Source organism: Gracilibacillus thailandensis (assembly GCF_010994055.1).
Taxonomy (GTDB): domain Bacteria; phylum Bacillota; class Bacilli; order Bacillales; family Amphibacillaceae; genus Gracilibacillus; species Gracilibacillus lacisalsi.
The window spans coordinates 1-14,477 of the sequence record NZ_WJID01000016.1 but is presented as its reverse complement, the minus strand read 5'-3'; the positions used below and the strand labels follow the sequence as shown (position 1 = coordinate 14,477).

General features: G+C 35.9%; 14 protein-coding genes, 1 pseudogene and 1 other annotated feature. Of the genes and pseudogenes, 2 read left to right on the top strand and 13 right to left on the bottom strand.

The window, feature by feature from the left end; genetic code table 11:
- Positions 1-18: 18 nt before the first annotated feature.
- From GH715_RS06430 to GH715_RS06390, 9 genes are all read right to left on the bottom strand, one after another.
- Positions 19-1,218: a DUF819 family protein gene (locus GH715_RS06430; RefSeq protein WP_153834686.1), complete on the bottom strand. Its 1,200-nt coding sequence runs from the start codon at positions 1,216-1,218 to the stop codon at positions 19-21.
- A gap of 213 nt (positions 1,219-1,431) precedes the next feature.
- On the bottom strand, positions 1,432-1,821 hold the full coding sequence (locus GH715_RS06425; RefSeq protein ID WP_153834687.1) for an RDD family protein: 390 nt from the start codon (positions 1,819-1,821) through the stop codon (positions 1,432-1,434).
- A 482-nt stretch (positions 1,822-2,303) separates the two neighbouring features.
- Positions 2,304-2,696 carry a DUF2178 domain-containing protein gene (locus GH715_RS06420; RefSeq protein ID WP_153834688.1) on the bottom strand — a complete coding sequence of 131 codons (393 nt, stop codon included), beginning with the start codon at positions 2,694-2,696 and terminating at the stop codon, positions 2,304-2,306.
- An 85-nt stretch (positions 2,697-2,781) separates the two neighbouring features.
- Positions 2,782-2,988, bottom strand: a complete 207-nt coding sequence (locus GH715_RS06415) for a helix-turn-helix transcriptional regulator (protein ID WP_153834689.1) — start codon at positions 2,986-2,988, stop codon at positions 2,782-2,784.
- A gap of 139 nt (positions 2,989-3,127) precedes the next feature.
- Entirely contained in the window at positions 3,128-3,469 is a 342-nt protein-coding gene (locus GH715_RS06410) for a DUF2178 domain-containing protein (RefSeq protein ID WP_153834690.1), read from the bottom strand.
- Positions 3,462-3,689, bottom strand: a complete 228-nt coding sequence (locus tag GH715_RS06405; protein WP_018931982.1) for a helix-turn-helix transcriptional regulator — start codon at positions 3,687-3,689, stop codon at positions 3,462-3,464. The genes GH715_RS06410 and GH715_RS06405 overlap by 8 nt, the downstream gene beginning before the upstream one ends.
- 231 nt (positions 3,690-3,920) lie before the next feature.
- Positions 3,921-4,625 (bottom strand): ferredoxin reductase domain-containing protein, encoded by a 705-nt coding sequence (locus GH715_RS06400; protein ID WP_153834691.1) that lies wholly within the window; start codon positions 4,623-4,625, stop codon positions 3,921-3,923.
- A 529-nt stretch (positions 4,626-5,154) separates the two neighbouring features.
- Positions 5,155-6,387 (bottom strand): endo-1,4-beta-xylanase, encoded by a 1,233-nt coding sequence (locus GH715_RS06395; protein ID WP_153834692.1) that lies wholly within the window; start codon positions 6,385-6,387, stop codon positions 5,155-5,157.
- Positions 6,388-6,825: 438 nt separating this feature from the next.
- A complete protein-coding gene (locus tag GH715_RS06390; RefSeq protein ID WP_073200242.1) occupies positions 6,826-6,921 on the bottom strand; it encodes a putative holin-like toxin in 96 nt (31 codons plus the stop codon).
- Between the two features lie 159 nt (positions 6,922-7,080).
- Here GH715_RS06390 and GH715_RS06385 point away from each other — a divergent pair, with 159 nt between their 5' ends.
- Complete coding sequence (locus GH715_RS06385; RefSeq protein ID WP_153834693.1) at positions 7,081-7,488, top strand: (deoxy)nucleoside triphosphate pyrophosphohydrolase; 408 nt, start codon at positions 7,081-7,083, stop codon at positions 7,486-7,488.
- Positions 7,489-7,505: 17 nt separating this feature from the next.
- Here GH715_RS06385 and GH715_RS06380 read toward each other — a convergent pair whose 3' ends face one another.
- A complete protein-coding gene (locus GH715_RS06380; protein ID WP_153834694.1) occupies positions 7,506-10,652 on the bottom strand; it encodes a DEAD/DEAH box helicase in 3,147 nt (1,048 codons plus the stop codon).
- Positions 10,653-11,147: 495 nt separating this feature from the next.
- Between GH715_RS06380 and GH715_RS06375 the strand changes: the two genes are divergently transcribed.
- The gene (locus GH715_RS06375) at positions 11,148-11,297 is read left to right on the top strand and encodes a hypothetical protein (RefSeq protein WP_163578493.1); all 150 of its coding nucleotides are present in this window, start codon (positions 11,148-11,150) and stop codon (positions 11,295-11,297) included.
- A 378-nt stretch (positions 11,298-11,675) separates the two neighbouring features.
- On the opposite strand, the gene GH715_RS06370 is transcribed toward GH715_RS06375, so the two are convergent.
- From GH715_RS06370 to GH715_RS21495, 3 genes and pseudogenes are all read right to left on the bottom strand, one after another.
- Positions 11,676-13,337 (bottom strand): 2-isopropylmalate synthase, encoded by a 1,662-nt coding sequence (locus tag GH715_RS06370; protein WP_153834695.1) that lies wholly within the window; start codon positions 13,335-13,337, stop codon positions 11,676-11,678.
- Between the two features lie 57 nt (positions 13,338-13,394).
- Positions 13,395-13,662: a binding site (T-box leader), on the bottom strand.
- Positions 13,663-13,837: 175 nt separating this feature from the next.
- Positions 13,838-14,155 carry a hypothetical protein gene (locus tag GH715_RS06365; protein WP_153834696.1) on the bottom strand — a complete coding sequence of 106 codons (318 nt, stop codon included), beginning with the start codon at positions 14,153-14,155 and terminating at the stop codon, positions 13,838-13,840.
- Between the two features lie 30 nt (positions 14,156-14,185).
- Positions 14,186-14,477, bottom strand: a pseudogene (locus GH715_RS21495) (hypothetical protein); the annotation flags it as partial.

The following is a 14,477-nucleotide window of genomic DNA, read 5'->3' as shown; positions in this document are numbered from 1 at the left end:
GAACCAGCGATATATAGCCTATCCTCCTACAACCATCCGTGCTAATTGTCCACACAGTAAAGCTGCATAGGTCCCGACAATATTACCTAAAATACCCATCAATAATCCAACAGGCGCTAATGCAGGCTGGAATACCGATGCAACAATCGGAGCCGAACTTGTTCCACCTATATTACCTTGAGATCCAACTGCCACGAAAAACAACGGTGCTTTTAATAATCTTGCAGCAATAAAGATACAAATAATATGAATCGCTAACCAAACAGCTCCCATTAGGATAAACTGAGGTGCCTGCACAACATCTGCTAAATTCGCTTGTGCACCAATACCAGTTAAAAATAAGTATATGCCTAGATAACCTATTTTACTAGCACCGTAGTATTCTAGATTTCTTACTTTGGTAAAGGAAAGTGCAATTCCAACAGCAGTAATTAAAATAAACGTCCAAGTGGAAGTATTCATCACATCACTTTTCGGAATAAAATCCATATCTGCGAAGACACGAATAATATAAGAGCCTGCCACCCCAATTCCTAAAATTCCGAATAGCTGTGGAAGTTGCAACGGTTTAGCATTTCGTTCTATATCTGTTGCAATATCTGCATTCACTTGCTTAATAGTAGAATTATCAGCGCCATTCCAGCTATTAAATTTATCTTGGAAATTGGCTAATGCGATCATGACACCCATCCAGCTAATTCCAACTAATGTATCTGTCAAAATAACCGGACTTAATATGTCATCAGGTGTCTGGAATGCTTCAATCATAGCACCCATATTGGCTGATCCACCAATCCAACTTCCAGCAAGCGCACCGACTCCACGCCAAGCTTCCTCTGGCAGCATTCCTTGGAAGAGCGCAAATGCAATCGGTCCACCAATAACAACGCCTATGGTCCCTGCCAAAAATAGTACAACAGCTTTCCCGCCAAGCTTAAACGTGGCCGGAACGTTCGTACTAATCATTAGTAATAACAAGCCCGCCGGAAGGATATACGTACTTAGAAAACTATATAAATCCGAACTTTGCGGAATAATACCAAACGTCGTAGAGAGCATTGGTAAAAAATACATCCAGATTAAAGGTGGAGCATATCGAAAAAATTTACGCAGAAATTTATTATCAATAGTAGATAACATAAATACAATCCCGACAATTGCGCTTAAATAAGCAAAAATCGCCATAGGATCTTGAATTAACACCAAATCCTTACTCATGATGATAAGCACTCCTTGTTGTTTTTTGAAAATTTTCAGATAATTGGTTAGTTGGCACTTGAAGAATTTTATCATTTTTCATCAAAAATTCAACTATAAAATATTTACATGTCTACTATTCAACCCAAATCAAGAAATTAGACACCTCTCTATATATTATTCTCATCTAAGAAAGGCTACCTAATCACTTCAACAAACGGAGTGTTGTAATTCTTATACTTCTTTAACCACTGTCTTTGCATAGCGATCATGAGGAAGTACCGCTCCATCTTGTTCCTCGAATGTTTTAGCGTCTTTCAGATAATCAATGGTGCTCACTGTATCTCTGTACGCTATACGTTTCACGATTTGGCTCGATGTCAGTTGAGCATTATTCTTATTCACAAGCGTCAGACCCATTTTTTTGTAGCCAAAGGTTTGACCACATTTTCGCAGTTGCATATATTCAAGCGCCCACATAACGACAGTTGGTGTTACGACAACATGAACAGCTTCATTTTTTACTTTTTTCCTTAAGAAATACTCTACACCAACAGTTACAGCACTCGAAATGGCTAAGTCAATTAAAATAGCCTTCGTTCGTTTTTTGGTAATAGGCTTCATTCTGTTCATCTCCTTTATTCATCATGACAAGTTAATAAATATACTATACCATTATGTTTACAGACGCTGAAAACTAATACTGAGCCATTATGTATATTACCTGTAATGGAAGCATACCGAACTAGGAGATGTTGACCAAAATATGGAGTGTGAACTGAAACAAAAAGGAGTAAGTGATACATCCTTCTCGGCAATGTTATAGTTCGGGGAGAAGGATAATGACTAACGGCCATCCTGGAAACCATTAAAAGTAGGGACATGGTAGTGTTTAAACTAGGGGTTACCCTCGACGGTTAATGCTCAGACATTAGAACAGTTACCTATCAATCCATCACCGCGAAAAATATTATTATGGAAGCTAGGCTATGGCAACTGCTTTCCACATATTTTCCTAGAGTTTGCCCCCTCATATCATAGCAGAATTATGTAATAGCTAACGCAACAAAACTCTAAAAGATATAATATGAAGGGTATGTCTAGCCTTATTTAAATTTTTTAGAAAAGAAATACTCCGTTATAGGTAAGACTATTAATGAAGAACAAAAAACAAATAGAAGTGGCATATTTTCAATATCATTGAAATTAACTGCAAAGTCGGTTGTAAATAAAGTGATCCCGGCAATTATTAATACAATAAAATAACTTATCTTAGCACTTTGAGTAGAAATATGCTTATCTAATTCATCTTCATTATCGCCTCCTTGCATATCTCCCCAATTTAATGAGTTGAATAAATAAGCAATAGCTATAGCTATAAAAAATATAGTGTTAATATCTAACATATTGAATCTAATCCATTTGTATAATCCAAAACCCACTAAAATAAGTAAAAGTAAACTAGATAACATTATGCTGAAACGTCTTTTATTTTTCATTATTATTTCCCCCATATTCGTATTTTTTATTATAAAAGAGCATCTTCAACTCTCTAATATAAACCTTCACACTTTAGAAAAGTTTTCACGATCTGTTTTTCACCTTAGGTACAAATAAATCCTCCATAGTAACACTTAAATTTCTGGAAATATCAAATGCTAATTGTAAACTTGGGTCATATTTGTTGTTCTCAATAGCGTTAATTGTTTGTCTACTTACATTACACAATTCAGCTAAATCACCTTGTGAAAGACTGTTTTTCTCTCTGTAATGCTTAATTCTGTTTTCCATCCAATATCCTCCACATCCGAATGGTGTAAAAAACGTTTTACACCCACATAATAAAATAAGACAAAAGGGTGTGTCAAATACTTTTTACACCTCTTTGCCTTATTCATATTTACTATACTTTTGTTTTGCACTAATCTAGTTAGTTTAAAAAATCTCTCTTATATTGAACAGCTAGATATATTCCCGAAGCGATTAATGCCAAACCATATTTAAATAAGAGGAAAATTTGCCACATGTATTCTTTCGGGAAAATAAAATCACATATAACTATTCCCCATAACATAATGAGGGAACTTTTTAAATTTATGGTATTGGTTCTTTCATCACCTTTACCCATTTTCTTCGTAAATACGAATACTAGAATCATTCCAACTGTAAGCAATACAAAACCACTACCAAGGAGGATATTCCAATTACCAGGTGATTGTTCCGCCCAGGTTCTTAAAGGATCAAAGATAGATTCAATTTTCAATTTAATCATTTCCTTTCTCATAAGTAAAAATATCGTTCACATCAACTTCAAAGAAATCAGCAATACGAAAGGCTAGTAGTAACGTAGGAACATAGTTTCCTTTCTCCATTACAAAAATGGTTTGTTTAGAAACACCAACTTTCTCTGCCAGCTCTCGTTGAGACATTCTGGCAAGGACTCGATATTCATACACTTTATTGGATATCGAATCATCAAAATTCCCTTTCATTATCATCACCTCTACAGAAATTATAAACTTTTTCTTTAAAAAAAGTAAAGTATACTTATACAAATTAACAATAAACTTATCTGATCGTTTGATTCATACAACTTACCTAGACGTTCTTCATACCCATTTACGTGTATGCATTTAACGCGTTAACTTCATAAAAAAGCCTAATTCCCCCTTATTTGTACAGAGGAACTAGGCTTCTGGATTTCCACAAAGATAATCTTCTTTTTAAAATGCTAAAAACTCAGATCGTGATTGTTCATGCTTATCAAGCATAATTTGTTCCGGGTTGATGCCCTGCTCACGAAGTACTTCTATGTTCTGAACAAGGAATTCATCACTGCCGACAACGTAGAAGAGACCATCCTTGTCAGCAGCAAGATTTTTCACTTCTTCATAGTAGTCTTTACGGTTATCAACAAACTGTGATGTGAACTTCTTGTCAGGTGCAGGTTGAAAAATATTGGTAAATAAAAAATCTTTTGATGAATCGATGTTCAGAGAATGCATTTGATTGACGTTGTCAGCGCGTTCGAAATAATCAAGTACAAGCGGTCTGAAAGTTGCTAGGCCGACACCAGATGACAGCAAATAAACATTTTTGTCTTCTCTTTTAAGTGGTACATTCGAATGTGTCTTAAATATGGCCACTTCATTGCCAATCTCCATATTTCTTAAAATCGATTTAAATTCAGAACACTGCTCTCTGATACGTGTTGTAATACCGATTGAATTTTCATTTGGTAGAGTGGAAATGGACATGTGACGAATCAGGCTACGGTTTGGTTTATCTCCAGCATTAAAGCCTTCCAATGCGAAGTGGGTGTGGGAACCTTCTTCCCATGTAAAGTCTTCCGGACAGTCGAGCAGGTACGTTTTGACCTCAGGTGTTTCTTCTATGATTTTATTTATTTTAGTCCAGTATATTTGCATGATATATTCTCCTTAACTCCAATATAGTATTGTTACTATTTACTATACAACAAGTGATAATAATTCTCAATTAAATGGATTTTTCTCAAATAACTTTACCAATTGGAGGATCATGATGAAAAAAACAATAGAAGTAGCTGTGGCCTGTATTGAAAATGATAACCATAAATCTAAGTGCTTTGCGCTCACATACGAAGAACATGCTTAGTAAATGGGAGTTCCCTAGGGATAAGGTGAAACTGCACATGAGCATTACAACGCAAAATATTAGAAGAACTGGATTGTAAATTTGCAACCACTGAGATTATTTGTGAATATACACATGAATGTGATACGTTTACAATTCACCTCCATGAAAATAAGGGGAAACCTCATGAACAAAATCATATCCAAGCGATCCGCTTTTAACCGGCCTAAACTTTCAATCAATTTCATGGCTCTTCTTATTTTTATTAAATTACTGCGTTTTAGATGCTTTCTTTACATACCATTTTTACGAATAAAAGGGGACAAGAAACCTGTCCCCGATTCACACTACCAACTGCATAGTTCCTTCACTCTTATCTAATGTAAAGCTTACCTTTTTACCATCACATAAAAGGTCATAATCTCCAAGGAATCCTTCCAATGATACCATACCGTTGTCATCTGTTTTAGATTGTTTATTCGTATACCAATCACCTTTAATTAATTTCTTTAATACCTCATAAGATGGCTTCAAACTGTTATCCTTCCGAACAAATCCCGCTGGAGCCCCAAGCCATGCACCATCATCACTGAAGGACCATGTCGTAATCGCCTCTACAAGAGGATGTTCAAACAAAATAGAATACATTTCTTCCACTTCTTGCGCCTGACGTTCCTCGAATTCTGGTGTAGATGGCCATTCTGGAATCTGATAATCATTCAAATCATCTATTTCAGGTGGCATCAGGTGTCCAGATGTTAATGTATTTTCTGTAAAGTGAATTGGAAGACCGAAATGTGAAAAGCGATCTAATACTTCTTCTAATTTCTCACGTCCCCAATATCCTTGATGTTGATGGGACTGAATACCAATCGCATCAATTTGGATACCTGCATTTAAGCAGCCATCAATTAATATTTCATAATTTATTGATGTATTGAAGTCATTTAATAACAAGGTCGCATCTGGGTTAAATTCACGTGTCTTCGCAAACATTTCTTTTATAATACCAACACGCCCCAAATCTTTACTTATTCTGGTGATACCATTATCATATTTGTCAAAAATCGGCATAATGACTACTTCATTAATGACATCCCACATATCGATAAGGCCTTTGAAATCTGTAACTTCCCGTTCAATTCTAGCAAACTGTGCTTGCAAAATTTCTTCATTGCTCATATCTAGAAGCCAAGGAGCTGTTACGGTGTGCCAACAAAGTGGATGTCCTTTCACCGTTACATTTCTCTCTTTTAACCACTGAGCTGCTGCCTGTAATTCTTTTGTTTGAGGTTTACCTTTTTCGGATTCGAACCTTCCCCAATAGAAAGGTAATGTACCAGCGTTAAATACATCTATAAATTTATCTAGTTTTTCTTCTTGAAATGCAAGTCTGTCTGCTGGTACATTCTTATTTGCTACATCGATGACATCAAAAATCCCAGAACCAAATAAAAATTGATGATTGGTCTGTTTCAGTTCCACTTCCTTCCCTGCTACAGGGTTCCCTTGTGCATCAACGAGTTTAATCGTTTTATTCGCCATTCGATGTGCTAATTTATTTGTTTGTCCCATTCTAATACCTCCTCCACTCATAACATGTTGTTTAATAGATAGCGCTTTCTTTTCTATTCATTAAATATTAGCAGAATACAGTTGATATAAAAACTAAGTAAATTAAAGATTTTATTGTAAAAATTAAAGATAGTGTTGCATGACTCCGAAACCTGATTTCTTTTTTCATTATTGAAGGAAAATTTTTGTGGCAGCTCAATTAGATAAGTGGGAATCCTATAAGGATTTTCATCTTTATAATCACTACATTTAGGCTTCATATTCCAGTTGCTTGTATTCACAAATTGTTTTAAGTTATGTTATACTTATATTGAGCAATGCATATACTAAATAACCCGTAGCTGTCACTACGGGTTATGGATAAGCGGTTCCCCTAGAGGGATCGGCTATCGATTGTGATAGACCTCTCCTACTCACTTGGTTGGTTAATAGGGAGGTCTATTTTCTATTGATCAGTGATACGATCAAAGCGAGCAATGCAATCAAGAAGGTACCGAAACCAAATAGTACCATGAAGCTCTCATACATGCTCATAAGCATCACCCCCTTTCATAAGGGGATTAGCCGACCTTGCCCTATAAGAACGTTATCCATTTTTTAGTATATCACAATCAAATCGAACATTCATTCTATTCAAGGGATTTTCCACTAATTTAAATGATATATTTACAGTCTTCTCACTGGAGGATCATAATGGAAAAAACAATCGAAGTAGCTGCTGCCTGTATTGAAAATGATAACCATGAAATTCTTTGTGCTTTACGTTCACTTAAAATGAGCATGCCTAATAAATGGGAGTTCCCTGGGGGTAAAATAAAAAAAGGCGAAGCTGCACATGAGGCCTTACAACGTGAAATACTAGAGGAACTAGATTGTAAAATAACAACCGATGAAATTATTTGTGAATATACACATGAATACGACACCTTCACGATTCATCTCCACGTAATCAAAGCAGCCATTAAAGAAGGAACACCAAAAGCAACCGAACATGCTAAATTAGTATGGCTTGCACCAGAACATTTAGATTCACTCATCTGGGCAGCAGCAGATATTCCTGCTGTCAAAAAAATAATGAAAACTAAAACGTCTCCCTCGTAGTATGAGGAAGACGTTATTTATAAGATATGTTTATTCACTTGAACAATCAGCTTTGCTGGTATTTTTTCATGGAGTTTCCAAACAAAACTAATTGGCTTATTGCCCGAATGTCTTACATAATCAGCGGTTCCTAAATAAGTAAAAGGCGCCGCATAGCCATTCTCTTGTTTATATTCACGCACAAATAATAAAATTTGATGATTGCGCTCGCGATGATGGATATATCGCTGAGCAGTTTCAGAAGTTATCGATGTTCTACTTTGCGATTGCCAATGAAATAACCACTCATTCATTGCATAATCATCATACATCGTCGAAGGAGAAAAATCTTTATCCGATATATTTAAAGTGATGAAAAAGACATCTACCTTTTTATCTTTCAAATATTTTACACCTTCACGAAACTCTGGACGTTGTTGCTCATTATAATAACCCAAGGCTGATAAAACTTGATCTGTTGAATAACTAGAATGAACACGTAATGGCGATGCGAAGGTTAAATCATGCGATTTTTCCACTAGTTCTAAATGTCGATAATTATACGTAAAAATTGCTTGTATCTCTTTCTTCATCTCATTACTTTTTAATACTTCATGTAAGCCTTCTGCAATTGAATCAAAACCTAATTTTTCCGGACTCTTTCGGTAAAACGTGTAATATAACATGTTTACCATTAATTGTTCTTCCTGATTACGTACTTCCTCATCCTCTAGATAACGTAGATAGAAGCTTAACAAGTGCTCCGAATTAATATGTAATAAATAGGGAATACGCTTCGTGATTTCTTTCTCTTTTTCATACTGAAAGTCATCATATAGTCCGGCTTCTACCAGCAAGCGATAAAAGGAACGATCACCATTACGACCATAGAATTCAAATGGGGAAAGTTGGTAAAACTCCAGAAAGTTAACTAATGTTAGCTTCTGACTTGTATTATATTTAAAGTTTTCAAGTTTCATCAGGATATTCTGCTTCGAATTCTTAATCGTTTTAATATTTCGAAGCACATAGTCTTTTGCTTGCTTTTCTAACTGGATAAAACTCCCCCGTGGTAAATTAGAGAAACCGTTTTCCACATAATGCTTAATAGCATGACGAGAGCGCCCGATTAAGGCACGAAATTTATCTTCAAACTTATACTCCTTATGCGCTTGTCCGATAAAATCAAGGACCGTTAAGCATTCTTTATCGTCATGCAAACGGAGCCCACGACCTAGCTGCTGCAAAAATACCGTCAAACTTTCGGTTGGACGCAAAAATAAAATCGTATTAACCTGGGGAATATCCACCCCTTCATTGTAAAGATCTACAACAAAGATAAAGGTGATGTCCCCTTTTTCCAATAACTTCTTCGCATTATCTCGTATTTCATGATGGGTGTTGCCATCCAATGCTAAACTAGGAATACCGTAATTACTAAATTGCTGAGCCATATATTTTGCATGCTCTACACTGACGCAAAACCCTAATCCCTTTACTGTATCGATATCTGTTACATATTTGTTTACACTATGAATAATTTGCTGAACACGTTTCGTATTATGGGTATAAACATTCTCTAATTCCTTCAGATCGTAACCTTTTCGTGTAAATTTTACATTGGATAAATCGACCGTATCGGTGACACCAAAATATTGAAACGGACTTAGTAATTTTCGATCGATTGCCTCTGTCAAACGGATTTCAGCAGCAATTCGGCCATCAAAGTAGTTAATCACATTTTTACCATCCATCCGCTCAGGCGTTGCCGTCAACCCTAACAAAACCTTAGGAGAATAGTAATCTAATAACCTTTGATAGGAGGCTGCCGCTGCATGATGAAATTCATCGACAACAATGTAATCATAAAAATCACTAGACGTATGTTCAAACAACGCTTTACTGTTCAAACTGTCTATCGTAATAAAGAGGTGATCAATAGATTGGACTTTAGTCCCTCCAAATAATAATTCTCCAAAATTAAAATCCTTTAAAATATGACGATAGGTTTCCAATGCTTGTTTTAATATTTCTTTTCGATGGGCAACAAACAAAAGCCTAGCAGGTCGACCATTCTGCTCCAAAAAGCGCTTATAATCAAATGCTGAAATAACCGTTTTGCCAACACCAGTCGCTGCAACAATTAAATTTTTATAATGTTGATGTACTTCCCGTTCTGCCTGTAATTTATCCAGCACTTCTTGTTGGTAAGGAAAAGGCCGAATATCAAAGGTGGCAAAATGACTTTCTTCTGCTCGATACGGCTGCAATGATTCTTTTAACACATCGTGATCCTCTTGTTTGTTTGGATCAAATAAAATAAACTCTTCATCATTCCAGTAAGAATCAAACGTAGCATCGACTTTCTTCATCACATCAAATGATTCTTTCTCCGTGATTTTTAGATTCCATTCCAATCCAGAAGTTAACGCAGGATTGGATAAATTGGATGAACCGATATAGGCTGTGCTGAAATTGGTATCGCGCTTAAAAATATATGCTTTCGCATGAAGACGAGTCACTTTAACATTGTAAGATAACTTGATCGTCGTATTCTGTAATTTACTCAATTCATTGATTGCTTTATAGTCCGTCGCACCCATATAGGAGGTTGAAATAATGTGAAGTTTTCCGCCACGATCGGTAAATTGTTTTAATTCGTCAAAAATGATTCGTAGCCCACTCCATTTAATAAACGAGACTAGCATTTGAATCTTGTCCGAACTTACAATTTCCTTTTTCAATTCATTGACCATATTTGGCTCACTTTTTGATCCGGTAAATAAGGATGTTTCAGATAAAGAAGTAAGTGGTCGAATAGGTTTGTCTGTGGGATGTATACTGCTTGCCGTATTTAACTTCTCATACAAGGAAGTAAGCACTTCTCCTTCTTCCTGAATTTGAAGCGATGCTAAGGTTTCCTCATCTAATGTTTTACTTAGGTAACGAATAATTTTATTACAAACTTTTATTTGATAGAGTAGTGATTTATCCTTCTTGGTTTTTTCACGCAGCATGGTTAATGCTCTTCGAGTTACATCTGTAATATAGCTAGCCAATTTTTTGCTGGCTTCTTCTGCATCTAGGTTTTCTTTGCTTATATCATATTGATCGTCTTCTAGCATAGATAACGCTTGTTTTAATTCTTTGTTTACGATTTGTTCGTACAGGCCTGGGTGGAGCATGTTTGCACCTCTATTCTCAGACTATATTTAGAAACAGGTTTTAAAGGATCTAATACACGTCTCTCAATATTCAAACGAACGTTAGACCCCTCATGCCTATTGACTGCGATCATCAAAGCTTACACCGTTGCCCTTCATACCAAATAGCTGGATTTTCAGTGAGACTTTTTTCGTAATTCCCTTAGTAAATTGTATCATTTTTGCAAATGATAGTACATGTTGTTTGACGACTTTATGACTAGTTTATTAGTAATATAAAAAATTATAGTTCAGATTTCTATGTTATGGTAGAGCTAATAATTTCTTCGCTCATCAAAAAATAAAGACTTTGCAATTTCATTTACCGTACATTAGTCTATAGCTTCGCAGCTTTATTTACTAATGTAGGTTTATAGATTTAAATAAACGCACAGAACTAAGCGAACACAAGTTCTTGAAAGCGGTTTTGTTTTAGTGTATAATTACCTATATTAAGTAAGAAATGGAGGTGACATTATGGCTGTGAAACATACCCCAACAGGAATTATTCATAGTGGTACAAAAGGCGGCAGTACAGGATGTGGTTATAATACTAATGACCATGCGAATCATTGGGTGAACACAAATTCTAAAATTAATTGTGAAAAAAATGGCTGTAAAAATTAATTAATACATGTTCCAACTTAATTTTCTATCTTCTTAAGACATACTGATGTCAATATTAATCTTATTTAATTGAGTCTGATAAATAAAAGACAGGTACTTGTTACCTGTCTTTTATGACATCATAACACATTGAAGAAGAAGTCCCACCTCTAAGATACTTGAATAAGCACGACCTCATATAAATTTTCAACAATAGTGAAACACAATAATCTTATTCTATTGCAAAAGGTTGTAAATGCATCTGGTGATGCTTTAATGACTTCTTGAAATACTTCATTTTTGTGCAAATTCTTTGTACTGCTCCATTTCTATTAAAATTTTCAAAGTCCTCCTATCAACTATAGTTTCAGAGCCAGCCTGCAATTTTTCCCTTTCCATCTACTTAAAAGCTACCAACCTATTTACCGCAACCACCAAAGCCTGCACCGATGCCTTCATAATATCCTCATCAATTCCAGCTCCCCAATACATTTGCCCGTTATGTGAAATTCCGATCTGTGCACAGGATTCTGCCAGAGAATCTTTTCCTAAGGAATGTTGCTCATACACTTCCAATTCATAATCAAGCTTAAAGGACGTTTTTAATGCATTACTGACTGCATCTAAACTTCCAGTACCTTCTCCTTGTAACTCGATGTTTTGCTCGGCTTGTTTTAATTTCAAAGTGACTTCCTGCTGCTCTCCTTTTTCAAAGCGATAATCAACTAACTGGAAATGCGGGCAATAATCAAGATACTGCTCTTTAAAAACATGGTAGATTTCCTCGGAAGACAGCTCTCGATTTGTTTGATCCGATACTCTTTTCGTAGCATATCCCATTTCTTCGTTCATTTTATACGGGAGCTTAATACCATAATTGGTTTCGAGGATATAACCGATCCCGCCTTTACCAGACTGACTGTTTATACGGATTACATCTGTTTGATAATTTCGTCCCAAATCCATGGGATCTACTGGAATATACGGTACATCCCATTTTTCCACCTGATTTTCCTTGCGGTATTTCATGCCTTTGGAGATAGCATCTTGATGTGACCCAGAAAATGCTGTAAAAACAAGATCACCGGAATAAGGCTGTCGTTCATATACTGCCGTTCTTGTCAGTCCTTCATACTGTTTTCGAATCGCTCCTAAGTTACTAAAATTCAATTTAGGATCATATCCTTGAGAATACATATTCATTGCCAACGTAATCAGATCGACATTTCCCGTACGTTCCCCTATGCCAAATAAGGTTCCTTCTACTCTCTCTGCACCTGCCAAAACACCAAATTCGGCATCACTTACTCCGCAGCCACGGTCATTATGTGGATGAATCGACAACCTGACACCATCGCGGTACGATAAGTTTTTATGGATATATTCAATTTGACTGGCAAAAATATGAGGCATCGCATTCTCGACTGTTGTCGGTATATTGATGATTGCTTGATGTTCGGGTGTTGGCTTCCAAATATCTAACACACTATTACAAATATCTAATGCATAATCCACTTCTGTTCCTGGAAAACTTTCTGGACTGTATTGGAAATAAAAATTGCCTTCTGTTTCCTCTGCAAGCTCTTTTACTAAAACGGCTCCATCTACAGCAATTTGTTTGATCTCATCCTTGGTTTTCTTGAAGACCTGTCTGCGCTGGGCTTCTGAAGTCGAATTGTATAGATGGATAATTGCATTGGGAGCACCTTGAACCGCTTCAAACGTTTTACGGATAATGTGCTCTCTCGCCTGCGTGATCACCATAATCGTCACGTCGTCAGGGATCATATTGTTGTCAATCAGTGTCCGCACCAGATTAAATTCTGTATCAGAGGCAGCTGGAAAGGCAACTTCTATTTCTTTAAAGCCGATATCTACCAACAGTTGAAACATTTCTAGCTTTTCTTCCAAATTCATCGGGATCGGTAATGCCTGGTTTCCATCCCGCAAATCAACACTGCACCATGTTGGTGCTTTCTCTATCGTTTCTTTCTTCACCCAGTCATAAGAAAGAGTCGGCGGCAAAAAGTATTGCTTTTCGTATTTTTGGTGATTAAACATTGTACATTCCTCCCTTAAATTTGAAAATAAAAAAAGCCCTTCATCTCCAGCAATTGCTATGGAGACGAAAGACTTATGCTTACGCGGTACCACCCCGATTTCATGATAATCAACTATTATCATGCACTTATCCAGATACAGACAGATTTGCCTTATATCCTTCCCTGTTAACGGCGGGGTTCCGTCCTTAGCTAATCTCTACATCGTTTAGGTTTCACTAAGTCTGCTCTAAGACGAGTTCCCTGCTTCCCTGTTATTGCTTTTCATCAACCAGCAACTTTCTAAAAACAAGTTAGCAAGTACTATTTCTTATCAACGCATTTCCAATTTTTATTATGCTCATTATAGCAAACTAATTCAAAACGGGCTAGTGGTGGAGGTAATTTATTGAATTGATTCTTTGGAGCTTTATTGGATTAATAATTATTGTATTTTTCCGTTTTCTTCTACACACCAAGAAATGGTACAATATATAAACGAAATAGTTATCTTTTTCTAGACTAGACGTTATTGATTTTGTCCTTATATTCTTTTAAAATTTTTGTGTTCAAATCACTGACTTCAGAAAAATGCCATTCAAACGTCGTAATAATTCTATGAAGTTCAAATAACATTCTCTCTACTTCATCACCATCATTCTGATTTACTGAATTAAAACTGTTTAATAAAATATCTAAATCTCTAATTAAATCTCTAATTAAATCTCTAAAATCCTCTAGGTTTTCGTACTGCTCATCTAAATCCTCTTTGTTAACAATATTAATATTTGAATTAAGTCTATCTAGTATATTCAATATTCCTTCCATCTTTCCATCCATTTAAATTCCTCCATATCCCTTTTTCAGATATTAATTATCAGTTTTCTTTTCTACTTTATAAATTGATTGTCCATCATACTTTACTTTTGATTTTGATAGGGAATTATTAATAGATTTCCCAAATTCCATATCCCAAAACTCTTTCATATTTGAAACAGGTTTAACAGAAGCCTTATTACTACCTGAGAAATTCTTCAACCCTGGCCCTGCCACATCCCCCATTGTATCCAAGAACTTAGCTGGCTTTACAAAGGTGAATAGGGAGGCCATTGCCTTATCTTCCATTCGAGCATTCGGATCAATAATCGTTGCAATGTCTTCC